At 59.2% G+C, this 25,223-nt stretch carries 26 protein-coding genes; 14 read left to right on the top strand and 12 right to left on the bottom strand.

The genetic code is table 11. The features are described from left to right. Window positions 1–55 precede the first annotated feature (55 nt). The 4 genes from alkB to CKW07_RS03135 form a co-directional block, all read right to left on the bottom strand. Window positions 56–733, bottom strand: a complete 678-nt coding sequence (gene alkB / locus CKW07_RS03120; RefSeq protein WP_095143524.1) for a DNA oxidative demethylase AlkB — start codon at window positions 731–733, stop codon at window positions 56–58. After that, window positions 723–1,484 (bottom strand): 2OG-Fe(II) oxygenase, encoded by a 762-nt coding sequence (locus tag CKW07_RS03125; RefSeq protein ID WP_095143525.1) that lies wholly within the window; start codon window positions 1,482–1,484, stop codon window positions 723–725. The genes alkB and CKW07_RS03125 overlap by 11 nt, the downstream gene beginning before the upstream one ends. Before the next feature lie 112 nt (window positions 1,485–1,596). Further along, entirely contained in the window at window positions 1,597–1,767 is a 171-nt protein-coding gene (locus CKW07_RS25400; RefSeq protein WP_095143526.1) for a hypothetical protein, read from the bottom strand. 34 nt (window positions 1,768–1,801) lie between these two features. Further along, complete coding sequence (locus tag CKW07_RS03135; protein ID WP_095079212.1) at window positions 1,802–2,104, bottom strand: DUF1883 domain-containing protein; 303 nt, start codon at window positions 2,102–2,104, stop codon at window positions 1,802–1,804. A gap of 210 nt (window positions 2,105–2,314) precedes the next feature. Here CKW07_RS03135 and CKW07_RS03140 point away from each other — a divergent pair, with 210 nt between their 5' ends. From CKW07_RS03140 to CKW07_RS03155, 4 genes are all read left to right on the top strand, one after another. Then, window positions 2,315–2,665 (top strand): hypothetical protein, encoded by a 351-nt coding sequence (locus CKW07_RS03140; protein WP_095143527.1) that lies wholly within the window; start codon window positions 2,315–2,317, stop codon window positions 2,663–2,665. Between the two features lie 191 nt (window positions 2,666–2,856). Further along, window positions 2,857–3,504, top strand: a complete 648-nt coding sequence (locus tag CKW07_RS03145) for a cytochrome c (RefSeq protein ID WP_256577007.1) — start codon at window positions 2,857–2,859, stop codon at window positions 3,502–3,504. Further along, complete coding sequence (locus tag CKW07_RS03150; protein ID WP_095143529.1) at window positions 3,501–4,424, top strand: c-type cytochrome; 924 nt, start codon at window positions 3,501–3,503, stop codon at window positions 4,422–4,424. The genes CKW07_RS03145 and CKW07_RS03150 overlap by 4 nt, the downstream gene beginning before the upstream one ends. A gap of 59 nt (window positions 4,425–4,483) precedes the next feature. Continuing rightward, window positions 4,484–4,714 (top strand): hypothetical protein, encoded by a 231-nt coding sequence (locus CKW07_RS03155; RefSeq protein WP_007935641.1) that lies wholly within the window; start codon window positions 4,484–4,486, stop codon window positions 4,712–4,714. A 21-nt stretch (window positions 4,715–4,735) separates the two neighbouring features. Here CKW07_RS03155 and CKW07_RS03160 read toward each other — a convergent pair whose 3' ends face one another. Together CKW07_RS03160 and CKW07_RS03165 are read right to left on the bottom strand one after the other, a co-directional pair. Beyond that, window positions 4,736–5,017 carry a hypothetical protein gene (locus CKW07_RS03160; protein WP_095143530.1) on the bottom strand — a complete coding sequence of 94 codons (282 nt, stop codon included), beginning with the start codon at window positions 5,015–5,017 and terminating at the stop codon, window positions 4,736–4,738. A 128-nt stretch (window positions 5,018–5,145) separates the two neighbouring features. After that, window positions 5,146–5,334 (bottom strand): hypothetical protein, encoded by a 189-nt coding sequence (locus CKW07_RS03165; RefSeq protein WP_095143531.1) that lies wholly within the window; start codon window positions 5,332–5,334, stop codon window positions 5,146–5,148. A gap of 283 nt (window positions 5,335–5,617) precedes the next feature. On the opposite strand from CKW07_RS03165, the gene galU reads away from it, so the two are divergent. From galU to ahpF, 4 genes are all read left to right on the top strand, one after another. Beyond that, window positions 5,618–6,457, top strand: a complete 840-nt coding sequence (galU, locus tag CKW07_RS03170) for a UTP--glucose-1-phosphate uridylyltransferase GalU (RefSeq protein WP_095143532.1) — start codon at window positions 5,618–5,620, stop codon at window positions 6,455–6,457. 304 nt (window positions 6,458–6,761) lie between these two features. Then, entirely contained in the window at window positions 6,762–8,120 is a 1,359-nt protein-coding gene (gene gorA, locus CKW07_RS03175) for a glutathione-disulfide reductase (RefSeq protein ID WP_095143533.1), read from the top strand. 214 nt (window positions 8,121–8,334) lie between these two features. Continuing rightward, window positions 8,335–8,898, top strand: coding sequence for an alkyl hydroperoxide reductase subunit C (gene ahpC, locus CKW07_RS03180; protein WP_095143534.1), 564 nt, complete (start codon window positions 8,335–8,337; stop codon window positions 8,896–8,898). Window positions 8,899–9,020: 122 nt separating this feature from the next. Then, on the top strand, window positions 9,021–10,583 hold the full coding sequence (ahpF, locus tag CKW07_RS03185) for an alkyl hydroperoxide reductase subunit F (RefSeq protein WP_095143535.1): 1,563 nt from the start codon (window positions 9,021–9,023) through the stop codon (window positions 10,581–10,583). A gap of 144 nt (window positions 10,584–10,727) precedes the next feature. Here ahpF and gloA read toward each other — a convergent pair whose 3' ends face one another. Then, a complete protein-coding gene (gene gloA / locus CKW07_RS03190) occupies window positions 10,728–11,249 on the bottom strand; it encodes a lactoylglutathione lyase (protein ID WP_095143536.1) in 522 nt (173 codons plus the stop codon). A gap of 176 nt (window positions 11,250–11,425) precedes the next feature. Here gloA and CKW07_RS03195 point away from each other — a divergent pair, with 176 nt between their 5' ends. Further along, the gene (locus CKW07_RS03195) at window positions 11,426–11,962 is read left to right on the top strand and encodes a DUF4946 domain-containing protein (RefSeq protein ID WP_095143612.1); all 537 of its coding nucleotides are present in this window, start codon (window positions 11,426–11,428) and stop codon (window positions 11,960–11,962) included. A gap of 363 nt (window positions 11,963–12,325) precedes the next feature. On the opposite strand, the gene CKW07_RS03200 is transcribed toward CKW07_RS03195, so the two are convergent. From CKW07_RS03200 to CKW07_RS03210, 3 genes are all read right to left on the bottom strand, one after another. Next, entirely contained in the window at window positions 12,326–12,688 is a 363-nt protein-coding gene (locus CKW07_RS03200; RefSeq protein ID WP_095143537.1) for a histone-like nucleoid-structuring protein, MvaT/MvaU family, read from the bottom strand. A gap of 247 nt (window positions 12,689–12,935) precedes the next feature. Further along, the gene (locus CKW07_RS03205) at window positions 12,936–14,471 is read right to left on the bottom strand and encodes an EAL domain-containing protein (RefSeq protein WP_095143538.1); all 1,536 of its coding nucleotides are present in this window, start codon (window positions 14,469–14,471) and stop codon (window positions 12,936–12,938) included. Window positions 14,472–14,586: 115 nt separating this feature from the next. After that, entirely contained in the window at window positions 14,587–15,459 is an 873-nt protein-coding gene (locus CKW07_RS03210) for a LysR family transcriptional regulator (RefSeq protein WP_095143539.1), read from the bottom strand. Between the two features lie 255 nt (window positions 15,460–15,714). On the opposite strand from CKW07_RS03210, the gene CKW07_RS03215 reads away from it, so the two are divergent. Both CKW07_RS03215 and hppD read left to right on the top strand, forming a co-directional pair. After that, complete coding sequence (locus tag CKW07_RS03215) at window positions 15,715–16,665, top strand: DMT family transporter (RefSeq protein ID WP_095143540.1); 951 nt, start codon at window positions 15,715–15,717, stop codon at window positions 16,663–16,665. A 250-nt stretch (window positions 16,666–16,915) separates the two neighbouring features. After that, window positions 16,916–17,992, top strand: coding sequence for a 4-hydroxyphenylpyruvate dioxygenase (gene hppD, locus CKW07_RS03220; protein ID WP_095143541.1), 1,077 nt, complete (start codon window positions 16,916–16,918; stop codon window positions 17,990–17,992). A gap of 60 nt (window positions 17,993–18,052) precedes the next feature. Here hppD and rarD read toward each other — a convergent pair whose 3' ends face one another. Together rarD and CKW07_RS03230 are read right to left on the bottom strand one after the other, a co-directional pair. Then, the gene (gene rarD, locus CKW07_RS03225) at window positions 18,053–18,943 is read right to left on the bottom strand and encodes an EamA family transporter RarD (protein WP_095143613.1); all 891 of its coding nucleotides are present in this window, start codon (window positions 18,941–18,943) and stop codon (window positions 18,053–18,055) included. A 145-nt stretch (window positions 18,944–19,088) separates the two neighbouring features. After that, the gene (locus CKW07_RS03230; protein ID WP_095143542.1) at window positions 19,089–20,399 is read right to left on the bottom strand and encodes an MFS transporter; all 1,311 of its coding nucleotides are present in this window, start codon (window positions 20,397–20,399) and stop codon (window positions 19,089–19,091) included. A gap of 169 nt (window positions 20,400–20,568) precedes the next feature. Between CKW07_RS03230 and CKW07_RS03235 the strand changes: the two genes are divergently transcribed. The 3 genes from CKW07_RS03235 (at window position 20,569) to CKW07_RS03245 (ending at window position 25,129) form a co-directional block, all read left to right on the top strand. Continuing rightward, window positions 20,569–21,711, top strand: a complete 1,143-nt coding sequence (locus tag CKW07_RS03235) for a sugar diacid recognition domain-containing protein (RefSeq protein WP_095143543.1) — start codon at window positions 20,569–20,571, stop codon at window positions 21,709–21,711. Between the two features lie 84 nt (window positions 21,712–21,795). Next, on the top strand, window positions 21,796–22,974 hold the full coding sequence (locus CKW07_RS03240; protein ID WP_095143544.1) for a glycerate kinase: 1,179 nt from the start codon (window positions 21,796–21,798) through the stop codon (window positions 22,972–22,974). A gap of 169 nt (window positions 22,975–23,143) precedes the next feature. Then, window positions 23,144–25,129 carry a hypothetical protein gene (locus CKW07_RS03245; RefSeq protein ID WP_095143545.1) on the top strand — a complete coding sequence of 662 codons (1,986 nt, stop codon included), beginning with the start codon at window positions 23,144–23,146 and terminating at the stop codon, window positions 25,127–25,129. Window positions 25,130–25,223: the final 94 nt, after the last annotated feature.

Raw genomic sequence — 25,223 nt, forward strand, 5'->3', positions numbered from 1 at the left:
CTTGCCCGGTCTGAAGGCCGAAGGCACTCCGCGGCTTGCGGTCAAATTCCAGGTGTCACCCCGCGCGGCGGAAGGTGAGGTTGATCCGCTGTGCGCCCAGTTGTGGATGATGCCCCTCGTTGAGCGGCAACACGCCGTGATAGCGCAAACGGTCCACGCCGCCCCAGACCACGATGTCACCGTGAAACAGTGGCACTCGCCGGCTTTTGTCACTGCGCTTCAAGCCACCGAACAGAAAGATCGCCGGCAAGCCTAGGGAGACCGACACGATAGGCGCATCATAGGAGCGTTCGTCTTTGTCCTGGTGCAAGGACATTTTCGCACCGGGCAGGTACCGGTTGATCAGGCAGGCGTCCGGCATAAAGTCGCTGAAGCCGGCTGCCATCGCTGCGGCATGCGCCAGTTCCCGGAAGACGGCAGGCATTTCTGGCCAAGGCTGGTCGCTGAGCGGGTCGAGGCAGGTATAGCGGTAACCACTGCGATCGGTGGTCCAGCCCAGCGTGCCACAACTGCTCAAGGCAACCGACATGGTGAAACCACCCGGTGTGACCATGTTTCGAAACGGTGCTCGCTGCAAGACAGGCTCCAGCGCAGTAAGCAAGCGCGCCGCCCAGGGCAGGGCAAAGCCACGTAGAACGAATGACTGTTCGCCAATCTGTTCGGTCCGCGCCGGTTGGCGGTCTTCCCCGGCAAACAGGTCGAGGGTGACAGGGAGGCTGTGATCACTGTGCATCGTGGAAAATCACTCCAAGGGTATGCCGCTCACCGCTGTGCAGGCGACTGACGCCATGGCGCATGTTCACCCGGTAGTCGCCACGAACGCCCTGCACCGGGCGCTGGCTCACCGCAAATATCAGTGCATCGCCCTGTTCAAGGCTCATTACCATGGGCCGCGATTGCATCCTGGGGCGCTGCTCGGTGAGCACGAACTCGCCACCTGTGAAGTCTACACCGGGTGCTGACAACAGAATCGCCACCTGCAGGGGAAACACCTGCTCACCGTACAGATCCTGATGCAGGCAGTTGTAGTCCCCCGGGCCGTATTGCAGCAATAAGGGAGTAGGGCGTTGCTGGCCGGCAGCATGGCAGCGCTGCAAGAACGCGCTGTGCGCTGCGGGAAAACGGTCAGGCAGGCCCATGCGTTCATGCCAGCGGTTGGCCAATGGCGCTAGCCGGGTGTACAGCGCCCCGCGTAATTGCTCGACGAGTGCGGGCAGGGGGTAGCTGAAGTAACGGTACTCACCACGCCCGAAGCCGTGCCTGGCCATCACCACGTGAGCGCGGAAACGTGTCGGTTCGGCGTACAGCGCCGCAAGGTCGCGGCATTGCCGGGCAGTGAGCAGGCCCTTGAGGATGGCGCAGCCATCCTGGTCGAGGGTGTGCTCGAGGGCCGGCCAGGGGAGGGTGTCGATACGTTCGAGCAGCGACGGCTCGGCTGTCGCAGGGGCGGCGTTGCGGTCGTGGTGGTGCGGGGAAGTGGACATGGCTGGCTCCTGAACCCGGGTCGAGGATGACCAGTCTGGGAGGCTCAAGCGCGGGTGACACTCCGGTGCTTGCGGTCGAACTCCGGAGTGTTTGCCAGGCCGGTCGGGGACCTTACAGCGCCTTGCTCACACTGATGTCGGTGATGACATCCGCGCTTTCGCCATGGATGGCGGCAAGGGCGGCCCTGGCCTCGTCTTCAGTGCCCTTGACCAGTTGGGCGAACTCGAACCGGCGCTCGCCGTTGAGTTTGTACTTGATGACGTACTTGGTGGTTTGAGTCACGAGCGTACCTGTGTGTCACAGTGTATATAGAGGATCAGCTGAGTTTCGAGCTGGACCGACGAATGATCTTGATCGAGTGCGTCAGCGTCGGCTTGCGGGTCACACTGATCGGCCGGCGGTTGACCGTGTCGATGGTGATGTTCCAGAAACCGGTGCTCGGCGCGGTGATTTTCGCCGGGAAAGTGTCGAATGCGCCACCGTGGTAGGTGTGGCGTCCGCCATTTTTGAAGCTGCGAAAGTTGGCGTCGTTCATCAGGCGGATGTTGCAGGTTTGGGAGCATTGGATGACGACGATGTCATCTTCGTTGAGGTGCTCGCGCTGGTGGATAAATTTCATGGGGCGCCTCCAGAAGGGCTTTTTCTACAAAATCAAAACGATAGCATGTGCGATAGCGCAGTTTATCAGCCTCCACACCCGAAAAGCGGGCTCTTGGGTCCGGCTTTGACAATTAAAAACAGTTATCCGTGATTATTTGCGCAATAAAGCGCTGCATTCCGGAGAAAATCGGTATTTGTGCTGTCGGAGGGTCTTTATTGGAGGATTTGTATGAAGCGGGGCGTTTTGTTGCTGGCATTGGCGATGAGTGGTTGTGCGACAGTCTCGGACATCAATCAGACGCTGCCCACCATGAATGTGATTTCAGGGAAGAAACCACAAGAATATGCCGCCTGTGTTGCCGACAAACTGGCCACTAGCCGTGGCGCGGTGCAGATCGAACCGTACAAGGATGGCGTGCAGGTCATCGTGCCAGGAAAACTCTCCGCCGATCCGGCCGCGGTGTTTGATATCGACGCGCGCTCCGGCGGCAGCAGCATCAAGCTCCATGAGAGCCTGTCCAACGTGCCGATGCGCCCTGGCGATATCGGCAATGCGGCCAACGAGTGCATTTCTGGCTAGGGTCGATCGCCTGCCCGCACCGTCTGTTGCCCAAGCCCGGCCCCGCCACCGTTGAAGGTGTGGGGCCGGGCTTTTTCATTTCTGACCGTCTCGAACCCAGATCCGCGTTGTGATGGGCGGACCCATCACCTACTCTTCATATGCTTATGCAAAGTAGGCCTAAGCATATAACTAGAAGAATGGAGTTCGAGATGGAATTCAACCCGATGGTGTTGAGCGGCCTGATGCTCGTGGCGGCCAGCAGTGCCATGGCTGCCGATGGTCAGAAAATTTTCACCCAGGGCGGCACACAGCCGGGGGCAACCGCCTGTTTTGCCTGCCATGGCGCGGATGGCATGGGGATGCCTGCGGCCGGCTTTCCTCGATTGGCAGGGTTGTCCGCGGAGTACCTGCGCAAGCAACTGAATGATTTTCGCGGTGGTTCGCGGGGCAGCGCGGTGATGCAGCCTTTGGCCAAAGCCCTGACCGATGATGAGATCCAGGCCGTTTCCAGCGCATTGGCGGCCATGCCAGCGCCTGAAACTACCCTGGCCACGCGCGATGCCGTGCCGAAAAACGCGGGGCAAACCCTGGCATTGCGAGGTGCCTGGGACCGGCAGATTCCCGAATGCGTGATGTGTCATGGCCCGGGTGGTGTCGGCGTCGGCAGCGCCTTCCCGCCGTTGGCCGGGCAATCGGCGGGCTATCTGGTGGCGCAATTGAACGCTTGGCGCGATGGCACCCGGCACAACGACCCGAATGATTTGATGGGCCACATTGCCAAAGCCCTGACACCGGACGAGATCACCGCAGTCGCCGATTATTTCGCGACCTTGGGCAGCCAGGAGGCCAAGCCATGAGATTCCTTTCTTTGGTGCCACTGTCCCTGGCGTTGATGAGCGTCAACCTGTACGCCGCGCAGACGGTCATGGACGACCAGTCCGAGCTGAAAACCCAGGCAGTGGCAGCCGGTCATACCTCCTATTTCCAACCGCCGGCCGAACACGAGTTGCCGGACAACGCCTTTGGCAAACTGGTGCGCCAGGGCCACAGTCTGTTTGTCGACACCCGGCGCCAGGCACCGGCGTATGTCGGCAATGGCCTCAATTGCAGCAACTGCCACCTTGATCAGGGACGTTTGCCCAACTCCGCACCACTGTGGGGGGCCTATCCGATGTACCCGGCGTATCGCAAGAAGAACGACAAGGTCAACACCTTTGCCGAGCGCCTGCAGGGGTGTTTCCAGTTCAGCATGAACGGCAAGCCGCCACCGGCCGACGGGCCGGAGATTACCGCGTTGTCGGCCTATGCCTACTGGCTGGCAACCAAGGCGCCGCTCGGCGTCGAGTCACCGGGGCGCGGCTACCCTGAGGTCACCCAGCCGGCCAAGGGCTATGACCTCGCCCAAGGGGCGCAGGTCTACAAAGCGCAGTGTGCGATTTGCCATGGCGATACCGGGCAAGGGCAGAAAGTCGGCCAGGACTATGTCATGCCGCCCCTGTGGGGCAAGGACTCCTACAACTGGGGGGCCGGCATGCACCGCATCAATACGGCGGCGTCGTTCATTCAATACAACATGCCATTGGGCAAGGGAAAGAGCCTGAACGATCAGCAGGCCTGGGATGTGGCGGCGTTCATCAACAGCCATGAACGGCCGCAGGATCCGCGCCTGATCGATGGCTCCATCGAGAAAACCCGCGTGAAGTTCCATGCCAACGATGGGGTCAATCTCTACGGGCAAACGGTGGATGGGGTGCTGATCGGGCAAGGGATCCGATAAACTGTCGTCTATCGACACAATGCCGCTCTTGGGCGGCATTGTCATTTCTGGAGCAGTCAATGAAACGCGAGCAAGTCAGAGAACGGCATGCAGAGGGTCACATCTCTGCCACCCATGTGATTCAGAATCCTGCGAACCCGGGGGAATGGATCGTCTTTTTCAAGAAAAGCGCAGGGCGCAGTTTTTTCCTGGTGGATGACAATGACGAGGTCGAGTCCTTCAGCCGGCTGGATGACTTGATCGAGACCGTGCGCGGCCTTGGGATCAAGTTCGCCGAAATACACATGTGATGAGTCAGCCCGCTCTGTCGGCTACTTGCACACCACCACGACACTGCGGCTTTTGAAGTTGCCGACGTCAGCGCCAAGGGTCTTTTCACTTTCGTCGAGGGCCGGCGTACCCTCCGTGCCTACTATCCGGTAGCCGGTGCCGGCACAGGATGCATCGGCTTTCTCGTAGCATTTGGCCCAGGAGTTGGCTTCGCCCGAACAGTCAATTGCCAGGCCTTGCTGGCCATCGTCCAGGTAGATTTTGGAGGTGCTGGCGCATCCGCCCAGGAGCAGTACCGCCATCAGCGTCAGGTATTTTTTCATGGGTGGCAGCCATCAGTCAGCAGGGGCGCAGTTGCCCTGGGCAAGGATGCTACAGCCCATGGCGATCAGGCTACAGACACGCACAAAAAAACCTGCGGGCAGGCAGGTTTTTTTGCACGGGTAAGCTGTTACTCAGGCTTGGCGCCACGGCGCTTGGGTGCAGGCGGGGTGTCCTGCAGCACGGAGGCCACTTCAATCGCCATGGCTTGCGAGGGGAAAGGCCCGGCGATATTTTCGCCGCTGGCGCTGTCGACCCACCACTGGCCATCTTTGGCCTGGTTGATCAGGTAACCGTTCACACTTTTTGCTGCCGACATCTATCTGCCTCGTTGGCTGGTTCAATCGCGCAATGATAGCCGATAGCAGCCAATGTGTCTGAGCCTGTTCTCTGGTCTAAAGTGAAGCCCTCGTGTTGAACAGGGGGGCTGGCAAGTCACTGTGGCGGGTTTTAACACTGCGTGCGGTGTGAATTTGCGGAACTATCTCGCAGAATATTTCTCTATGATGGCACCGGTTAGCCAGTGCGGGGCATTGTAACGTCCCCGCCGTCTGATTAGACTGCGCCGAAACTCGTATACACAGCCCTTATCAAGGACTTTTATGATCAAGAAATGCTTGTTCCCAGCAGCCGGTTACGGTACTCGCTTCCTGCCAGCGACTAAAGCCATGCCCAAGGAAATGCTGCCGGTGGTGAACAAGCCACTGATCCAGTACGGCGTTGAAGAAGCACTGGATGCCGGCTTGACCGAAATCTCCATTGTCACCGGCCGTGGCAAACGCGCCCTGGAAGACCACTTCGACATCAGCTATGAGCTGGAAAACCAGATCAAGGGCACTGACAAAGAGAAATACCTGGTCGGTATCCGCAAGCTGCTCGACGAATGCTCGTTCTCCTACACCCGTCAAACCGAAATGAAAGGCCTGGGCCACGCGATCCTGACCGGTCGCCCACTGATCGGTGACGAACCCTTCGCCGTGGTACTGGCGGACGACTTGTGCGTCAACCTGGAAGGCGACGGCGTGCTGACCCAGATGGTCAAGCTGTACAAGCAGTATCGCTGCACCATCGTGGCGATCCAGGAAGTGGATCCGCAGGAAACCCAGAAGTACGGTGTGATCGCCGGTGACCTGATCGGTGATGACCTGTACCGCGTGCGCAACATGGTCGAGAAGCCAAAGCCTGAAGATGCTCCGTCCAACTTGGCCATCATCGGTCGTTACATCCTGACGCCGGACATCTTCAAGCTGATCGAAGAAACCGAGCCAGGCAAAGGCGGCGAGATCCAGATCACCGACGCCCTGATGAAACAGGCGCAAGACGGTTGCGTGATTGCCTACAAGTTCAAGGGCAAGCGTTTCGACTGCGGCGGCGCTGAAGGCTACATCGAGGCGACCAACTTCTGCTTCGAACACTTCTACAAGACGGGCAAGGCTTACTGATAGCTGAGTCACCGCCCTGTACTGAAAAGCCACCTTCGGGTTAATACCGTCAGTTAAGCGAACGCCAACCTATGTAGGAGCGAGCGCGCTCGCGATGAACGTTAACGATAACGCGTGTTTTCTGAATAAACGCGTTGTTCTTGAGGTCATCGCGAGCGCGCTCGCTCCTACAAATTCGGCTTCATCTCCTTAACTGACTGGCATTGACCTTCGGGTGGCTTTTTCATTTTTCGGACCCTGCGGTTCGCGGCGCTGACCATCAAAGCGGCAGCAGGTATGCTGGTGGCCTGCCGAGGAGAGTGAAATGGCTTACGATTTTGACCTTTATGTGATTGGCGCCGGTTCCGGTGGTGTACGCGCGGCGCGCTTTGCTGCGGGCTTCGGTGCAAAAGTGGCCGTGGCCGAGAGCCGTTATCTGGGTGGGACCTGTGTCAACGTGGGCTGCGTTCCCAAGAAGCTGCTGGTGTACGGCGCGCATTTTTCCGAAGACTTCGAACAGTCCCGGGGCTTTGGCTGGTCGTTGGACGAGGCCGGTTTTGACTGGGCGACGCTGATCGCCAACAAGGATCGCGAGATCAATCGCCTGAATGGCATCTACCGCAACCTGCTGGTCAACAGTGGCGTGACCCTGCATGAAGGCCACGCCAAGCTGCTGGACCCGCACACGGTCGAGATCAACGGCCAGCGGTTTACCGCCACAACCATTCTGGTCGCCACTGGCGGTTGGCCGCAGATCCCGGAGATTCCGGGGCGCGAGCACGCCATCAGCTCCAACGAAGCGTTTTTCCTCAAAACACTGCCCAAGCGCGTGCTGGTGGTGGGCGGCGGCTACATCGCCGTCGAGTTTGCCGGGATCTTCCACGGCCTGGGTGCCGAGACCACCTTGTTGTATCGCGGTGAGCTGTTCCTGCGTGGCTTTGACGGTTCGGTGCGCAAGCATTTGCAGGAAGAACTGACCCGGCGCGGGATGGACCTGCAATTCAACGCCGACATCGAGCGTATCGACAAGCAGGCCGATGGCAGCCTGAACGTGACCCTCAAGGATGGCCGTCAACTGCAGGCCGACTGCGTGTTCTACGCCACTGGGCGGCGTCCGATGCTGGACAACCTGGGCCTGGAAAACACTCAGGTCACGTTCGACAACAAAGGCTTTGTCGAAGTCGATGAGCTGTACCAGACCGCGGAACCCTCGATCCTGGCCATTGGCGATGTGATCGGCCGCGTGCAATTGACACCGGTCGCCCTGGCCGAAGGCATGGCCGTTGCGCGTCGCCTGTTCAAGCCTGAACAGTATCGTCCGGTCGATTACACCATGATCCCGACGGCGGTGTTCAGCTTGCCGAACATCGGCACCGTTGGCCTGACAGAAGAGCAGGCCCGGGAAGCGGGGCATGAGGTGCAACTGTTCGAAAGCCGTTTCCGGCCGATGAAGCTGACCCTGACCGAGTGCCAGGAGCGCACCCTGATGAAACTGGTGGTGGATGCCAGGACCGACAAGGTGCTGGGTTGCCACATGGTCGGACCGGACGCCGGCGAGATCGTCCAGGGGCTGGCAATTGCCCTCAAGGCCGGCGCGACCAAACGTGACTTCGACGAGACCATCGGCGTGCATCCTACGGCCGCTGAAGAGTTTGTCACGATGCGCACCCCAGTAGCGGGTTAAGCGCCTTTCGCGGTACCCGACGCTGTGTCTGGCGGTGCATGAAGTGTGCCTGCCAGAGCCAGCGTTTTTTTATGCAGATACTTTTTTCTTCTATTAATACTGTCGGCTAATAGCCAAAACCAATCAGCAGCATCAGGTTATCCAATGAGCCATCAGCGGACTCATTGGTTAGGATTCTCCCATCAAGTTTTTAACCACTGACGGAGAGTCAACGATGCCTATCATCAACAGCCAAGTTAAACCGTTCAAAGCGACTGCCTACAAAAATGGCGACTTCGTACACGTGTCGGACGCTGACCTGAAAGGCAAGTGGTCTGTCGTATTCTTCTACCCGGCCGACTTCACCTTCGTTTGCCCGACCGAGCTGGAAGACCTGGCCGACAACTACGCCGAATTCCAGAAGCTGGGCGTCGAGATCTACAGCGTGTCCACCGACACTCACTTTGCCCACGCGGCCTGGCACAACACCTCGCCGGCCATCGGCAAAATCCAGTACACCATGATCGGCGACCCGACCCACGTCATCTCCCGCAACTTCGACGTACTGATCGAAGAAGCCGGCCTGGCGGACCGTGGCACCTTCGTGATCAACCCTGAAGGCCAGATCAAGATCGTCGAACTGAACGACGGCGGTGTGGGTCGTGACGCCTCCGAACTGCTGCGCAAGATCAAGGCTGCCCAGTACGTTGCCGCTCACCCGGGCCAGGTTTGCCCAGCCAAGTGGAAAGAAGGCGAAGCCACGCTGGCGCCGTCCCTGGACCTGGTCGGCAAGATCTGAGTCTGTGAGTCGATCGAGGGCGATGAGCTCTTGAGCACGTAAACCGCATCGCCCCAAAAAACGCCTGGGCGAATCTGCCCGGGCGTTGTTTTTTCAAGAACCGAATAAAGGAGATCGCCCGTATGTTGGACGCCAATCTTAAAGCCCAGTTGAAGTCATACCTGGAACGGGTCACCCAGCCGATCGAGATCGTCGCCTCCCTCGACGACGGTGCGAAATCCCAGGAAATGCTCGCGCTGCTCAAAGACGTTGCCAGTCTTTGCAGCCTGATTACCTTGCGCGACGACGGTAACGATGCACGCAAACCGTCGTTCTCGATCAATCGCCCGGGTGCCGATATCAGCCTGCGTTTCGCCGGCATCCCCATGGGCCACGAATTCACTTCGCTGGTGCTGGCCTTGCTGCAAGTCGGCGGTCACCCTTCGAAGGCCAGCAGTGAGCTGATCGAACAGATCCGCTCGCTCAAAGGCGAGTTCAACTTTGAAACCTACTTCTCGCTGTCCTGCCAGAACTGCCCGGACGTGGTCCAGGCGCTGAACCTGATGGCGGTGCTCAACCCGAACATCCGTCACGTCGCCATCGATGGCGCGTTGTTCCAGGACGAAGTCACTGAGCGCCAGATCATGGCCGTGCCCAGCGTCTACCTGAACGGTGTGAACTTCGGCCAGGGTCGGATGGGCCTGGAAGAAATCGTCGCCAAACTCGACACCAGCGCCATTGAGCGCCAGGCCGAGAAAATCAGCGCCAAGGAGGCCTTTGACGTGCTGGTGGTCGGTGGTGGCCCGGCCGGTGCGTCGGCGGCAATTTACGCCGCCCGCAAGGGGATTCGCACCGGTGTTGCCGCCGAGCGGTTTGGCGGTCAGGTGCTGGACACCATGGCCATCGAGAACTTCATTTCCGTGCAGGAGACCGAAGGGCCGAAGCTGGCGGTGGCGCTGGAAGAGCACGTCAAGCAGTACGACGTCGACATCATGAACCTGCAACGCGCCGACACCCTGGTGCCGGGCAAGCATGGGGAACTGCATGAAGTCAGGTTCGCCAGCGGTGCCAGCCTCAAGGCCAGGACCGTGATTCTGGCCACCGGTGCGCGCTGGCGTGAAATGAACGTGCCGGGTGAGCAGCAATACCGCAACAAGGGCGTGGCGTACTGCCCGCACTGCGATGGTCCGCTGTTCAAAGGCAAGCGCGTGGCCGTGATTGGCGGTGGTAACTCTGGCGTCGAGGCGGCCATCGACCTGGCCGGTATCGTCGCCCACGTGACCCTGCTGGAGTTCGATGTGCAGTTGCGCGCCGACGCCGTCCTGCAGCGCAAGCTGCACAGCCTGCCGAACGTCACCGTGATCACGAATGCACAAACCACGGAAGTCACCGGTGACGGTCAGAAGGTCAACGGCCTGCGTTACAAGGATCGCCAGTCAGGCGAGACCTTGGATGTGGCGCTGGAAGGGATCTTTGTTCAAATCGGCTTGCTGCCCAACACCGATTGGCTCAAGGGCACCGTCGAACTGTCGCCGCGGGGCGAGATCATCGTCGATAACCGGGGGGAGACCTCGATCCAGGGGGTGTTCGCCGCTGGCGACGTGACGACTGTGCCGTACAAGCAGATCGTGATTGCCGTGGGCGAGGGCGCCAAGGCATCGCTGAGTGCCTTCGATCACCTGATCCGTACCTCGGCCCCTGCATAAAGGCCTGGGCCGAAAACACAAAACCTCGTAGGAGCGAGCGTGCTCGCGATGGTCGCCAACGATAACGCGGGAAGGCTGGCCCCCCGCGGCGGTCTGAGGCTTATCGCGAGCAAGCTCGCTCCTACAGAGGGAATGTGGCGGAGGTTACAGCGGCGCCGGCTGAATGATTTCAACCCAGTACGCATCCGGGTCCTTGATGAAGGCCAGGCTCTTCATGCGGCCGTCATTCAAGCGTTTCTGGAAGTCACAGCCCAGGGCTTCGAAGCGCTCGCACGCGGCGCGAATGTCGGGGACGGCAATGCAGATATGACCGAAACCACGCGGGTCGGTGTTGCCATTGTGGTAGGCGAAATCGGTGTCGTTCTCGGTGCCGTGGTTGTGGGTCAGTTCCAGGATGCCCGGGATCGACTTCATCCACTGGGTGCGGGCAGCCGCGTCGGCGGGGATCTGGTTCTTGTCGACCAGCGCGAGGAAATACAGGCTGAACTCGGCTTCCGGGAAGTCACGCTTTTCCACCAGGGTGAAGCCCAGGATGCGCGTGTAGAAGTCCAGGGACTTGGTGATGTCCTTGACCCGCAGCATGGTGTGGTTGAAGACGAATTGCTGGGTGGCGGTGTCAGGTTGGGCGGTGACGCCGGGGAAGGTATTCAGTTCGTGCAGGCTCATGGGCCCTCCGGAAAACAAGTGGGGCAAACGACGCTGCGGACAGTAACTGTCCTTGGGCTTGCGGTGTGCCAATGATACGCAACGGACCGGGTTGCGCCAAAGTAAAACCTTGGGCTATTGCCTGGGCGAGCGGCTGGGCTCAGACTTTGAAGCTCGCCCCGCCAGTGTTCTGCATGATGATCCGACTGTATAAATCCCTATTCGTATTCACTTGTCTGTTTTCGGCTATCGCGTGTGCACAGCCGGCACTTCCCGAGATCGCCTGGCCCAGTGGCTGGCAGGTGCAAGCACTGACGCAAGAGGCGGAACCCGCACCCAGTTCGCCGCAGGTCGTCAGGCAACGTGCGATAAAAAACGATGAAAATGGTGATCCGGTATTGGTCATGGAGTTGACCATGAGCCAGGTTGAAGTCGGGCATGAAGTCAATGTGCAGGGTGTCCTGCTGGAAATGCGCAAGTCGATACAGAAGGATTTTTTTCGAAGCGGCTATCAGAGTGTGTGCAACAAGATCCATCCCGCTACATTGAGCCGGTTATCGGCCCTGGAAACCACCTGCACGGTTACCCGTAATGGTCAGATGCTGTTGTCGCAAACCGTGGTCGCTGCGGTAGATGGCGATAAGGTCTATGTATTTTCCTATGCCGGCCAGGCTGAGGCTTATGCAAAAAACCAGGGTGAAATACAGGACTTTCGAAATAGTTTGAAACTTTGATGGCTGGCGCAGGGGGGTAATGCCAGTCAGTTAAGGAGGTGAAGTCGCATTTGTAGGAGCGAGCGTGCTCGCGATGAACTCAAGAGCAACGCGTTTAATCAGAAAACACGCATTATCGTTAACGTCCATCGCGAGCACTCGAGCGTCGACCGGCTGCACCTACAAAGGTCGACGTTCGCTTAACTGACTGGCATTAGGCGCCGGGGGGCTGTGATTTCAGCGCTGTGGCGCAGGCCCATTATCCAAATGGATTATATAAAAAGTTAGTTTGAGGGATTTATCGGCTTTTGCAACTAGATCGACGATCATGCCAGGCATGAAAAAGCCCTGCATATGCAGGGCTTTTGGCGTGGCGTCGAAGACTTAGGCGCGAAGCCAGGAATCAACGGTGCTGGTGCCGTATTGTTCCTTCCAGGCTTTCAGGCCGCGGTGATTACCACCCTTGGTTTCGATCAGCTCACCGGTGTGCGGGTTCTGATAAACCTTGACCACGCGCGCGCGGCGGGTCTTGGGGGCCGCAGCCAGTTGCAGGCCGGACTTAGGGTTCGGGTCGAGGATGGCGATAATGTCGCGCAGGCTCTTGCCGTAGGTTTTCATCAGCCCCTGGAGCTTTTCTTCGAATTCGATTTCTTTCTTCAGCCCGGCGTCGTTCTTCAGGGATTCCAGCTGCGCGAGCTGTTCTTGAAGGGCCTTTTCAGCTGCACGAAACTCAGCGAGTCTGGACAATATCTTTACTCCAATAGTGTGTTTGGCTGATACATACCGCCAACAAAGCTATAAGCCAAGAGCCTTGTAGCGACTCGGGGGATAGTGGCTCACCTGCCAATCCTGCTCAGGCAGGAAAAATTGTAGTAGTTAATTGAGTCGGAGTAAATCACGTCTTTTTCAAGATGTAAGGTTGCCCGGCGTTTTTTACGCAAGGGTGTGCGCCTAGTCATGGGATTCCATTTTTCAGGGCAGTTTGACCAAGGGCTTAGTGGTTCTTGAGCTCGATAATGAAGTCCGCAGCGGGCATGGGGCGACCATACAGATAACCTTGCAGGAAGTTGACCCCATGCTGGGCAAGATAGTCACTCTGCTGCAGAGTTTCCACGCCTTCGGCGACGATGCCCAGATCGAGTTTTCCGGAGAGTTCAATGATGCTTTCCAATATATGCCCGGACAAGGCATCGGCCCCGATCATCGCCACGAAACTCTGATCGATTTTCAGGAAGTCCACATTGAACTGGCGCAAGTAGCCCAGGCTGGAGTGCCCGGTGCCGAAGTCGTCGATTGCAATCTTCACCCCCAGCTCATGCAGTTGCTCGAACAGTTGAAGGGTCACGGGCGAGGGGACAATGAGTTCGCGTTCCGTCAGTTCCAGAATCAGCGCCACCGAGCCTGGCGAGAAGGCAGCGAGGAACTCACGGCAGTCGTCGACCAGTGCCAGGTCCTGGCAATGGTTGGCGGTGATGTTGATGCCGATATGGAACAACTCGTTCAAGTGTTGGGTATGGGGCGCGAGCAAGGCGGCGGTCTGGCGCATCAACGAGCGCGTCATCGGAACAATCAGTCCCGAATGCTCGGCGAATGGAATGAACAGGTCGGGACGCACCACGCCTTCTTTCGGGTGCTTCCAGCGCATCAGGACTTCGACCCCGGCCCATTGTTTGTTGTCGCCATGCACCACGGGCTGAAAGTAGGGAACGAACTCGCCGGCCTCCAGTGCGCGCTGCAATTCAAGGCTGGGCGAAGACGAGCGTTTTTGCAGCCAGTGGGTGATGGTGCCGGCGATCACGCCAAAGAAAATCAGCAGGCTGAACAGCGGCGGGTATTCACTGGCCATGTAACGCCAGACTTCACCCTCGGGAAAGCCGGCTTCCACGCCATAGGCATACCGTGAGGACTGCAGACTGCTGCGGGCGACCGGCAACTCGGGAGGCGGGGTCTCGTGCACCTTGCCATCGGCCGACAACCAGCTGTCACCGACTTGCAACAGCAACAAGGTCTTGCGGCCGATCAGGCGCAGGACATTGCTCAGGTGATAGCCATCCAGCGTGGTCAGTGCGCCTTGCCGGCCTTCACTGAGGCGATACACCAGCAGTGCGGTGTCAGGGGTGACGGGATTGCCGTTCATCAACCATAACTTGCCTTGGGTGTACTCACCCGGATCGACCTTTTCCTTGAAGTCGCCAAACAATGAACTGCAGTAAAGGATGTTGTCCCACACCAGATTGGTCGAGCGTACAAAAGGCCGGCGGGTGACTTGTTCACGCAAGGCCAGCGTGACATCGGCGCAGGGTTGTCCGGCCAGGGGCAACAGCACCTGGGCCGCGTGGGCGGTGTTGTCGAGCATCAGGTCGAACTGGCGCACAGCTTCGACGGCGGTCTGATGGGTATTTTGCGTGAGCCGGAACTCGGCTTGCATGTGCAGAATGATCACGCCCAACAGCACGGGAACCAGGCCGGCCAATAAGGTGATGGCATTGCGAACGGCGGGTTTTCGGCGGGGCTTGAGGGTCAGTGGCATGGGTGAAACCTGTGACGATGGGGTAGGGCTCTCAAATGCAGGCGTGGCAAGGGCATTCGTCCCCCAAAGAGCGCCGGTACCGGGGATGATAGATGGCGCTTGGCGTTTATGCTTTTCAACGGTAATCCAGTTGCCGTGCCAGCTTGATGAACGCCAGCGTGGCCGGTGATGCCTGGCGCTCATCCAGTACGGCCAGCCCGACCTGGCGCTCGACCTTGGGTGACAGTGGTCGCTTTACATAGCGCGGCTGCTGGGTATCGGGCAGCGAGCCTTCGGCAACGATCGTGAGGGCGTCACCGCGACTGACGGTTTCCAGGGTGCTGAGCAGCTGCGAACTGCGATAGCGGATATCCGGCTTCAGCCGGGCCGCACTGAACAAACGCGACACCAGCTCCGCCGAGCCGGCTTCGGTGAGGATGAACGGGTCGTGGCACAGGTCACTCAAACTCAGGCTGTCACGTTGGGCGAGGGGATGCTGTAGCGGAATCAGTGCCACCATCTGGTCCTCGACCAGGGCAAAGGTGTCGAAACGCTCCTCGGGCAGCACCACAAAGCCCACATCAATGCGCCGTTCCTCCAACCACTGCACGACCTGTCGGTCAGGCCCCTCATCAATGTGCACTTCGATCCCGGGCCAGGCGGCGCGGTACTGCTGCAATATCATCGGTAGCAGCTTGATCGAAGAGGTCGGGCCGAAAGAGCCAATGCGTAGCGTGCCGCGTTTCATGCCTCGGGCATCCGCCGCCTCCTGGCGCAAGGTACTGGCCAGGCCGAGCATGGCCCGGGCACGCAGCAGCAACGGCTGGCCGATGTCGCTCAGTTCAACCCGGGACGGATGCCTTCTGAGTAACTCGACGCCCAACTCCTGCTCCAGTGACTTGATGGCGTGGGACACCGCCGACTGGCTGATGCCCAGGCGGTTGGCCGCGCTGGTGAAGCTTTGCAGCTCGGCCACCCGGGAAAATATCTCGAGCTGGGTCAGTGTCATGAGTAATTGCTCATTTTACGATGATCGATCATGAGGTAAAGAATACGCCATTAGCGCAATGCCAGTGAGTTAAGTGAACGCCGACTTTTGTAGGAGCGAGCGTGCTCGCGATGAACTCAAGGGCAACGCAGTTACTCAGAAAGCACGCGTAATCGTTAACGTCCATCGCGAGCGCGCTCGCTCCTACAAATGCGACCTGTGCTCCTTAACTGAACAGCATTGCGCCATCAGCGCGCCTTTTTTCTCAGGAGTCTCATGAAAAGCCTTGTCCAGAGCCGCTCCCGTGAGTCGGATGCGCCCGTCTACCTGAAACTGGCTGCCGTCACCATGATCTGGGGCGGCACCTTTGTTGCCGGTCGGTTTCTGGCGGACGGGCTGACGCCCTTGTTGGCCGCCAGCCTGCGGTTCCTGCTGGCGAGCCTGGCGCTGCTGCTGTTCATGGCCGCGGCGCGCATTCCGCTGGTACGCCCGACATTCAGGCAGTGGCGGCAATTGGCGCTGCTGGGGTTCTTCGGGATCTTCTTCTATAACCTGTGTTTCTTTTACGGTTTGCGGTTGATCAACGCATCGCGGGCGTCGCTGATCGTGGCGCTCAACCCGGCGGTTATCGGCCTGGCCTCGTGGTTGTTGTTCAAGGAGCGGCTGAGCAGGATCCAGGTCGCCGGCATCGCACTGTGCCTGGTCGGCGCCGGCGTGGTCATTCTCGGGCGCAACCCCTCGGCGCTTGACGGGGCGGCGGCAGATACCTGGCTGGGGGATGTGCTGATACTTGGTTGCGTGCTGGGGTGGGGCGTCTATTCGTTGTGTTCCAGAGGGCTGAATCAGGCGCTGGGGCCGCTGCACACGGTCACCTATTCCATTGTGCTGGGTACCCTGATGCTTTGGGCGACCAGTGCCGTGCGGGGTGAGGTGAGTCTTGAGGCACTCATCGACCTGCAGGCGGGGCAGTGGTCGAGCCTGTTGTATCTGGGCGTGCTGGGCTCGGCTTTGGCCTATATCGGCTACTACGACGGGCTCCGCCAGATCGGCGCTACCCGTTCCGGAGTGTTTATCGCGCTGAACCCGCTGACCGCGGTGATCCTGGGCGCGCTGTTGCTGGACGAGCAGATGAGCGGCGCGATGTACCTGGGCGGCGGGGTGATTCTGCTCGGCATCTACCTGTGCAACAAACCCTTTGCATGGGCGCGAAAAAGGGGGATTTTATAGAGAAGGCGGACAAACCGTTTTACGCTGTGTAGAATCGGGTTACGCATATAAGAATAACGTCTTCTGGCAGCAGAAGCCTCGCCCGTAAAAGCCTTGGGTCGACAATGAAGATATTTGGGTTCCAATTGATCTACGGTGATTTTCTCGCCCGCAGTGTGCGAGGAATCTCCTGCGCGCCACCTGTCGCACTCAGCATTGCTCGAAACTAACGATCCGTTAATTCCAGAAAAAGCATGATGAGGCGCCAACCATGGCAGATTTATACGAAAACCCAATGGGCCTGATGGGCTTCGAGTTCATCGAACTGGCATCGCCAACCCCGAACACCCTTGAGCCGATCTTCGAGATCATGGGGTTCACCAAGGTCGCGACCCACCGTTCCAAAGACGTGCACCTGTATCGCCAGGGCGCGATCAACCTGATCCTCAACAACGAACCCCACAGCGTGGCCTCGTACTTCGCGGCCGAACACGGCCCCTCGGTGTGCGGCATGGCGTTTCGTGTCAAGGACTCGCAACAGGCCTACAAGCGGGCACTGGAGCTTGGCGCCCAGCCGATTCACATCGAGACCGGCCCGATGGAACTGAACCTGCCGGCGATCAAAGGCATCGGCGGCGCGCCGTTGTACCTGATCGACCGTTTTGGCGAAGGCAGCTCGATCTATGACATCGACTTCGTGTTCATCGAGGGCGTTGACCGCAACCCGGTCGGCGCTGGCCTGAAGATCATCGACCACCTGACCCACAACGTGTACCGCGGTCGCATGGCCTACTGGGCGAACTTCTACGAGAAGCTGTTCAACTTCCGCGAGATCCGCTACTTCGACATCAAGGGCGAATACACCGGCCTGACCTCCAAGGCCATGACCGCGCCGGACGGCATGATCCGCATCCCGCTCAACGAAGAGTCGTCCAAGGGCGCGGGGCAGATCGAAGAGTTCCTGATGCAGTTCAACGGCGAGGGCATCCAGCACGTTGCGTTCCTGTCCGATGACCTGATCAAGACCTGGGATCACCTGAAAAGCATCGGCATGCGCTTCATGACCGCGCCGCCTGAGACCTACTACGAAATGCTCGAAGGCCGCTTGCCGAACCACGGCGAGCCGGTGGGCGAGCTGCAGGCGCGCGGGATTCTGCTGGATGGCTCTTCGCAAGAAGGCGACAAGCGCCTGCTGCTGCAGATCTTCTCGGAAACCCTGATGGGGCCGGTGTTCTTCGAATTCATCCAGCGTAAAGGCGACGATGGTTTCGGCGAAGGCAACTTCAAGGCGCTGTTCGAATCGATCGAGCGCGACCAGGTACGTCGTGGCGTGCTGGCCACCGAGTAAGGTTCTGACGCTGTAAAAAAAACGCCCGGTCAGGTTTCAAGCCTGACCGGGCGTTCTGGTTTATGACATCGATTTTCGTTGCTGCCGGACCAGGTGCTTGAAGCCCTCGAACACCAGCACCAGCACCGCCAGCCAGATCGGAATGTAGGTCAGCCATTCCCCCGCCTTGATGCTTTCTCCCAGCAGCAGCGCAACCCCCAGCAGCAGCACTGGCTCGACGTAGCTGAGCAGGCCGAACAGGCTGAATGGCAGCAGGCGGCTGGCGATGATGTACACCACCAGCGCCGATGCACTGATGATCCCGAGTACAGGAATCAGCAATGACAGCCATGGGTGCTGATCGAACACCCCAAAGCCTTGTTCGCCATGGTGCACGACCCAGTAGGCCACCGGCAGCAGCAGCGCCATGTCCAGCCACAAACCGCCGAGGTTGTCCGCCGCCAGGCGTCGGCGCAGCACGAAATAGGTGGGGTAACCGATGGCCACCAGCAGGGTCGCCCAGGAAAAACTGCCCACCTGATACAACTCGTTGAGCACGCCGAGGGTGGCCAGGAACGCCGCAATCTTCTGCAGATACGACAGCCGTTCGCCGTACACCATGCGCCCGGTCAGTACCATGGTCAGGGGCAGCAGGAAGTAGCCCAGCGAAACGTTCAGGCTGTGACCGTTCAGCGGTGCCCACATGAACAGCCAGAGTTGCACGCCGAGCAAGGCCGACGACAGCAGCAAGCCACCGAACAGTGCCGGTTTGCCGGCGACCCGCCGCAGGATCTCGACGACCCGTTTCCACTCGCCGGACACCAGCATGAACACGGTCATGCAAGGTACGGTCAACAGCATGCGCCAGCCAAAGATCTCCACGCCGTCCAGTGGCGACAGCAGGGAGGTGTAGTAATACATGACGGCGAACAGCACTGAGGCTGACACCGATAGAGCGATACCTTTAGACACGCAGTCCTCGCCAAACACGGGGGGAAATTCAAGAGGGCAGAGGATAGCGTGGATTGCCCGGCGGATGTGCGCGCACACCCTGTGGCGAGCAAGCTCGCTCGCCACAGGGTGTGCGGTCCGTCCGCACACCCTGTATCGGCGTTTATCAGGCCCGCAAGGTGCGGGTCATGCGCAGCGCCAGCAGGCTGCCGCCAACAATCACCCCCGCCAGCACATACAGCGCGGCATCGGTCGAACCGCTGGTGTCCTTGACCCAGCCCACCAGGTACGGGCTGAGGAAGCCAGCCATCTGGCCCATTGAGTTGATCAGTGCCAAACCACCGGCCGCCGCGCCAGCGCTGAGCATGGCGGTGGGTACCGGCCAGAACATCGGCAGGCCGGTGAGGGCGCCCATGGTGGCGATGCTCAGGCCGAGAATGGCGATGGCCGGTGTCGTGGCGAAGTTCACCGCAATCAACAAGCCCACGGCGCCCATCAACATTGGCACCACCAGGTGCCAGCGACGTTCTTTGCGCAGGTCTGCCGAACGGCCGACGACCAGCATGAACACCGCCGCCAGCAGGTAGGGAATCGCACTGAGCCAGCCGATCACCAGATTGTCGCTGAAGCCCAGGTTCTTGATGATCGACGGCAACCAGAAGTTGATCGCGTACACGCCACTCTGGATGCAGAAGTAGATCAGGCCGAACGCCCAGATCGCCGGGTTCTTGAACACCGCCTGCAGCGAGTCGGTGGCGGTCTTGGGTTTGTTGCTCCAGTCGATGGCCTGGTCCGCCTCGAGTACCGCGCGTTCATGGGGCTTGAGCCACTTGGCGCTGGCAAAGTTGTCGCTCAACAGGAAGTACGCCATCAGGCCCAGCACCACGGTCGGGATGCCTTGCAGCAGGAACATCCACTGCCAACCCGCCAAGCCACCCTGGCCGGCGGCGAAGTGGTTGAGGATCCAGCCGGAGAACGGGCTGCCCAGCAGGCCGGAAACCGGGATGGCCGACATGAACAGCGCCATGATGCGGCCACGGCGGAAGGTTGGGAACCACTGCGAGAGGTACAGCACCACGCCCGGGAAGAACCCGGCTTCGGCGGCGCCGGTGAACAGGCGCAAGGTGTAGAACTCGGTGGGCGTGGTGACGAACAGCAGGCAGGTCGACAGCGTGCCCCAGGTCACCATCATCACCGCGATCCAGCGTCGCGGGCCGAACCGGGTCAGTGCCAGGTTGCTTGGCACACCGCACAGCACGTAGCCGATAAAGAAGATCCCGGCCCCGAGGCCGTATACGGTTTCGCTGAATTTCAGCGCATCGAGCATCTGCAACTTGGCAAAGCCAACGTTGACCCGGTCCAGGTAATTGAACAGGTAGCAGATGAAGATGAAGGGGATCAGGCGCAGGGTAATGCGCTTGTAGACGGCGTTCTTGTCGTCATCGGTGGCCAGTATGGCAGCGGCGCTCTGTGACATGGCGGGTCTCTCTTTATTATGATTTTTTGCGGTGCGAGGGTAACGTTGACCGCCTGAAGAGTCTCGGTCACCCATTGGCGGATGTCTTTGTGCCTGAGCACAGGGTTTGCGCCAACCGCCTGTGCGGGTGAACAACAATCATTGCCCCGTGTTTCAAGGAATACGCCCCATGTTCGAACTCGATCACGACCTGGCGCAGGATATCGTCGACCGGGCGATGGCCATTCTGCCCTACAACGTCAATGTCATGGACAACCAGGGGCTGATCCTGGGCAGCGGCGAGCCCGAGCGGATCAACACCCGGCACGAAGGCGCGCAGTTGGTGCTGGCCAACGGTCGGGTGGTGGAAATCGATGCCCAGACCGCCGCGCACCTCAAGGGCGTGCAGCCAGGGATCAATCTGCCGTTGCTGCTCGATCAACGCTTGATTGGCGTGCTGGGTATTACTGGCGAACCCGAGCAGCTACGCACCTATGCCGAACTGGTGCGCATGACCGCCGAGATGCTGGTCGGCCAGCGTAACCAGCAGGCTGAACAGCAATGGCGCCGCCAGCGTTGTGATGACCTGCTGGCACTGTTGCTCAGTGACGCGGGGGACTCGCCACGGCTGATCGACGAAGCCCGGCAAATGGGCCTCAAGCCGCAATTGGCGCGTACTCCATATTTGTTTGAATTGGGTCTGGAACACGCCGGCGGGCAAACGGTAGAGGCCTTGAGTGCCTGGCTGAGTTCCCGTTACCCCGATAGCTGGTGTGTGAGTTCGGCCAAGTCCTCGTTGCTGTGGTGCCGGCCAACGACCCAGACCGTGGACAACGAACGCTTGCTGGAAAAACTCCAGGGCCTGGGCTGGAACATTCTGCGTATCGCCGTGGGCGGCCAGGCCGATGGCTTGCAGGGCCTGCGTCGTTGCTATAGACGGGTCGGCGACTTGTTGGCCTATGGCCGCGACGTGCTGCCGCACAGCCGCTTGCTGACCCTCAATCGCTATCGTCTGCCGGTCATGCTCTGGCGCCACCGCAACGACGATGCACTGGATGAACTGCTCAACCCGCTGCGCAAGGTGATTGCCAGGGACACCAATGGCCAGTTGTTGGCGACGTTGCGCAGTTGGTGCGAACACGACGGCCAGAGCCAGGCCTGCGCCGAGGCCCTGGGCATTCACCGCAACAGCCTGCGCTATCGCATGGAGCGGATTGCCGAGCTCAGTGGCGTCGATCCATTGCGGCTGGACGGCATGCTGGCGTTGTACCTGGGCGTACAGCTACTGCCGCAAACCGATACGCCATTGCGCGTTTGTGGAAATGAACAATAAACCCCGGTGGTGTTTGTGCAGTGGACCGGCGTCATTGGCCAAGGCAACTGGCAGCATGCTCTGCATAACAACCGGAGAATTCACATGAAGATCGTCATCGCCCCCGACTCGTTCAAGGACAGCCTGAGTGCCATTGGCGTGGCGGATGCCATTGCCCGGGGGCTGGCCGACGTCTGGCCGGATGCGCAATTGGTCAAATGCCCGATGGCCGATGGCGGAGAAGGCACGGTCGAGGCGATTCTCGCCGCCTGCGCTGGCGAGTTGCGCAGCACTCGGGTGCAAGGGCCATTGGGCGAGCCAGTCGAGGCCCATTGGGGCTGGTTGCCCGAAAGCCACACCGCGATCATTGAGATGGCAGAAGCCAGCGGTCTGCAATTGGTGCCGCTGGAGCAGCGTGATGCGTGCATCAGCAGCACCTTTGGCACCGGCGAGCTGATCCGCGCGGCGCTGGATGCCGGTGCCCGACGCATCATCCTGGCCATTGGCGGCAGTGCCACCAATGACGGTGGAACGGGTGCGATACAGGCCCTGGGCGTGCGCTTGCTCGATGCTCGGGGGCAAACACTTCCTCGCGGCGGCCTGGTACTCAAGGACCTCGCGCGAATCGAACTCGATGGCATGGACCCGCGCCTGGCCGAGGTCCGTTTCGAAATCGCTGCCGACGTCAACAATCCACTCTGCGGTCCCCAGGGGGCCTCGGCGATTTTCGGCCCGCAGAAAGGCGCTTCGCCGCAACAGGTGCTGCTTTTGGATCAGGCTCTTGGCCACTTCGCCGATCATTGCGCGCAAGTGCTGGGCAAAGACCTGCGCGACGAACCTGGAAGCGGCGCCGCGGGTGGCCTGGGGTTTGCCGCCAAGGCGTTTTTGCAGGCGCAATTTCGTCCGGGCGTGGAAGTGGTGGCGGAACTGGTCGGGTTGGCGCAGGCGATGCGTGGCGCCGATCTGGTGATCACTGGCGAAGGCCGCTTCGATGCCCAGACCTTACGTGGAAAAACCCCTTTTGGTGTCGCGCGAATTGCCCGACAACAGGGCGTGCCGGTCATCGTCATCGCCGGCACCCTGGGCGAGGGTTACGAGCAGATGTATGCACAGGGTGTCGATGCCGCATTTGCCTTGCCCTCGGGACCGATGAGTCTGGCCCAGGCCTGCACTGAGGCGCCGCGACTGCTGCGCGAGCGGGCAGGGGATATTGCACGCGTCTGGCGAGTGGTGCTCAAGGCTGAATCCGTGCGACCTGTACAAACACCCACCTGTCAAGTCTGACAGTATCGCGGTTAAAAAATACGGCGCTTAATTCGCTCAGGTCATTACGGCCAGGCAGGGCGACAGGGCGTTGTTTGCAGTGCACATGTCGTGAGTCGAACTGCCTGACATCTTTGGTAGGCCATGAAGCCGTTCATGGCCGAAATCGAATGGTTGCGGAGCGATAAACATGGCACGTTCGTATGATGCGTCAAAAGCCGAGCAAGTACGCAAACACTATCGTGAGAGCCGGTTCGTTGCGGTGGATTTGGGTCCACCGGTGCTGGTGGATAAGATTCCCGGTGATGCCGATGGATTAATGCCGCACGATAAAGTTTCTGCTCCCTTGGAGATAGAGATCCCGCTGTTCTCGGATCGACATCGTTTTGTGCCAAACTTGCTGACAGTGGAGTGGTTGCCCGCCAGTTCATCGGAATATTTATTGGTTTTTGAAGAAGATGTACCTGGATCAGTTGCCTTGCCCGATGATCGGTTCCCTCTACTGAGGCAGCTCCCCCTCAGCCTTTTTCAGAACTACGAAGGTAAGTTCGAGTTTCGTTACCGTGTCCGCAACTGGAACGATAATACGATAGAAAGAGAGTCACCCCCAGCACCGGTGACGATCGACAGGATAGGGCCTATCCATCCTGGAACACCCGAGGCGATTGAGGGTGTTCCCGCGTTGGTTACCTCCGATATTCTGACGCGCGATGGTGGCGTGAAGTGCCAGATCCCGGACTTCGATGAAGACAAAAAAGAGTTTGTCAGGGTAATGGTGGGACTGATGGATAAACCGCCGGAGTCGGCGGCGGAATTTCCTGCCTTGGTGGTGATTGATGAGTTGCTTGATCCCGGTCGGCAAATCCTGATACCCGAGAATTTTGTAACTACCATCGGTTCGAAATTACAGTACCTGGTGTATTACTTGTACGATAAGGCGGGGAATCGCAGTGAGCGGTCTTACGACCGAAGTATTCAAGTGGCACTGGGCGAACTGCCAAGTGGTTTGTCGCCGTGCGAGGTGCCGTTGGCCGATGATGACGGGTTCATTGATCGTGCCGATGGGGCCATGCCGGTAAAAGTCCATATTCCCGAGTATACCGACTGGCAAACCACCGACGGCATTGTGATTGAGTTTGGTAATCAGACCCTGGCACGCACGCCCGTAGGCGCGCACCTTGAGTTTCCTCTGGAAATCACGATTCCGTGGTGGCGCGTGTCGGCAGCCTATGACTTCCTGGCGGGAGGGCCACAGGAAATCCAGGTAGACTACCGAGTGTTTCGTGGTGACTATCCCACCCGATCGCCGGCACCGACCCCGGCGATCTTGATCCTCGAACTCCCCGGGCCAGAGAATCCGAATCCCGAACCGATCAATCCGGTTCTTGATGTGATCCGGTTCTTGAGCTCCAGGGGCAGTGATAGCGAGTTGACGATCGATGATATCGACGAGCACGCCACGGCTTTTTTCAAGTTGCCGGACAATGTCGTGGCCAACGATGTATTCACCATTACTTATAATGGTCGGGTGATCAGCTCTGCACCTTATACAGTCAGCGGAAGCGAAGACCCCAATCAGGAAGTTTCGCGATCGATTCCATGGGACGATATTAAACTCACTCCGGTCATGACCGGGCTGGAGATGTTCTACACCTTCACTCGCCCGGGATTTGTCAATCCGCAGGAGTCGAAGCGGACAGCAATCGATGTCCTCGTTGAGGTGGTTGACCTGCCTGAGCCGTTGTTTCCCAAAGCCGTAGAGCTTGGAGGTGGCTATAAAATTTTCAATTGCACCTCACTCGAAGAAGACAGCGGCGCCTGGGGCGTCAAGGTGCATATCCCGGTATCAAATCACTTAAAAGCAGGGGTGTTGGTAAAGTTTTATTGGCAGACTTACGGGCCGGACGGGACTACCCCATTGCCTGGTACCACGATAGAAGAAGAAAGAGAAGTCTCATTGGCGGAGGAAAGTGCGGGTATGGACTGGTTCGTCGCCTATGACACCTATCTTAAACCGACGTATGTGCCGGGAACCTCGAGTTCGGGTGAGGGCAAGGCGATGTACAGCCTTCCCGTTCGCGGTGTCGATGAGTCATCTGAGTGGGAAGACGTCATTATTGGGGTATTTGAAAGCACGGGCTCAGGCAACGATCACTGCGTAATTTCCAGACCTTGAGAGTTGTTTTAGCCTGATGGCGGGAGGGTCTTTTTCTCCTGCCATCGGCCTCCTTTTTTGTAGGTTTAAACAGGATAAGTCCTACAGACCATTA

It is taken from the genome of Pseudomonas sp. Irchel s3b6, assembly GCF_900187415.1.
Lineage (GTDB): Bacteria > Pseudomonadota > Gammaproteobacteria > Pseudomonadales > Pseudomonadaceae > Aquipseudomonas.

Excerpts from the sequence above, each read along its gene's own strand:
- alkB (WP_095143524.1), bottom strand. The coding sequence starts at position 733 with ATGCACAGTGATCACAGCCTCCCTGTCACCCTCGACCTGTTTGCCGGG.
- CKW07_RS03125 (WP_095143525.1), bottom strand. The coding sequence starts at position 1,484 with ATGTCCACTTCCCCGCACCACCACGACCGCAACGCCGCCCCTGCGACA.
- CKW07_RS03135 (WP_095079212.1), bottom strand. The coding sequence starts at position 2,104 with ATGAAATTTATCCACCAGCGCGAGCACCTCAACGAAGATGACATCGTC.
- CKW07_RS03140 (WP_095143527.1), top strand. The coding sequence starts at position 2,315 with ATGAAGCGGGGCGTTTTGTTGCTGGCATTGGCGATGAGTGGTTGTGCG.
- CKW07_RS03145 (WP_256577007.1), top strand. The coding sequence starts at position 2,857 with ATGGAATTCAACCCGATGGTGTTGAGCGGCCTGATGCTCGTGGCGGCC.
- CKW07_RS03150 (WP_095143529.1), top strand. The coding sequence starts at position 3,501 with ATGAGATTCCTTTCTTTGGTGCCACTGTCCCTGGCGTTGATGAGCGTC.
- CKW07_RS03155 (WP_007935641.1), top strand. The coding sequence starts at position 4,484 with ATGAAACGCGAGCAAGTCAGAGAACGGCATGCAGAGGGTCACATCTCT.
- CKW07_RS03160 (WP_095143530.1), bottom strand. The coding sequence starts at position 5,017 with ATGAAAAAATACCTGACGCTGATGGCGGTACTGCTCCTGGGCGGATGC.
- CKW07_RS03165 (WP_095143531.1), bottom strand. The coding sequence starts at position 5,334 with ATGTCGGCAGCAAAAAGTGTGAACGGTTACCTGATCAACCAGGCCAAA.
- galU (WP_095143532.1), top strand. The coding sequence starts at position 5,618 with ATGATCAAGAAATGCTTGTTCCCAGCAGCCGGTTACGGTACTCGCTTC.
- gorA (WP_095143533.1), top strand. The coding sequence starts at position 6,762 with ATGGCTTACGATTTTGACCTTTATGTGATTGGCGCCGGTTCCGGTGGT.
- ahpC (WP_095143534.1), top strand. The coding sequence starts at position 8,335 with ATGCCTATCATCAACAGCCAAGTTAAACCGTTCAAAGCGACTGCCTAC.
- ahpF (WP_095143535.1), top strand. The coding sequence starts at position 9,021 with ATGTTGGACGCCAATCTTAAAGCCCAGTTGAAGTCATACCTGGAACGG.
- gloA (WP_095143536.1), bottom strand. The coding sequence starts at position 11,249 with ATGAGCCTGCACGAACTGAATACCTTCCCCGGCGTCACCGCCCAACCT.
- CKW07_RS03195 (WP_095143612.1), top strand. The coding sequence starts at position 11,426 with ATGATCCGACTGTATAAATCCCTATTCGTATTCACTTGTCTGTTTTCG.
- CKW07_RS03205 (WP_095143538.1), bottom strand. The coding sequence starts at position 14,471 with ATGCCACTGACCCTCAAGCCCCGCCGAAAACCCGCCGTTCGCAATGCC.
- CKW07_RS03210 (WP_095143539.1), bottom strand. The coding sequence starts at position 15,459 with ATGACACTGACCCAGCTCGAGATATTTTCCCGGGTGGCCGAGCTGCAA.
- CKW07_RS03215 (WP_095143540.1), top strand. The coding sequence starts at position 15,715 with ATGAAAAGCCTTGTCCAGAGCCGCTCCCGTGAGTCGGATGCGCCCGTC.
- hppD (WP_095143541.1), top strand. The coding sequence starts at position 16,916 with ATGGCAGATTTATACGAAAACCCAATGGGCCTGATGGGCTTCGAGTTC.
- CKW07_RS03230 (WP_095143542.1), bottom strand. The coding sequence starts at position 20,399 with ATGTCACAGAGCGCCGCTGCCATACTGGCCACCGATGACGACAAGAAC.
- CKW07_RS03235 (WP_095143543.1), top strand. The coding sequence starts at position 20,569 with ATGTTCGAACTCGATCACGACCTGGCGCAGGATATCGTCGACCGGGCG.
- CKW07_RS03240 (WP_095143544.1), top strand. The coding sequence starts at position 21,796 with ATGAAGATCGTCATCGCCCCCGACTCGTTCAAGGACAGCCTGAGTGCC.
- CKW07_RS03245 (WP_095143545.1), top strand. The coding sequence starts at position 23,144 with ATGGCACGTTCGTATGATGCGTCAAAAGCCGAGCAAGTACGCAAACAC.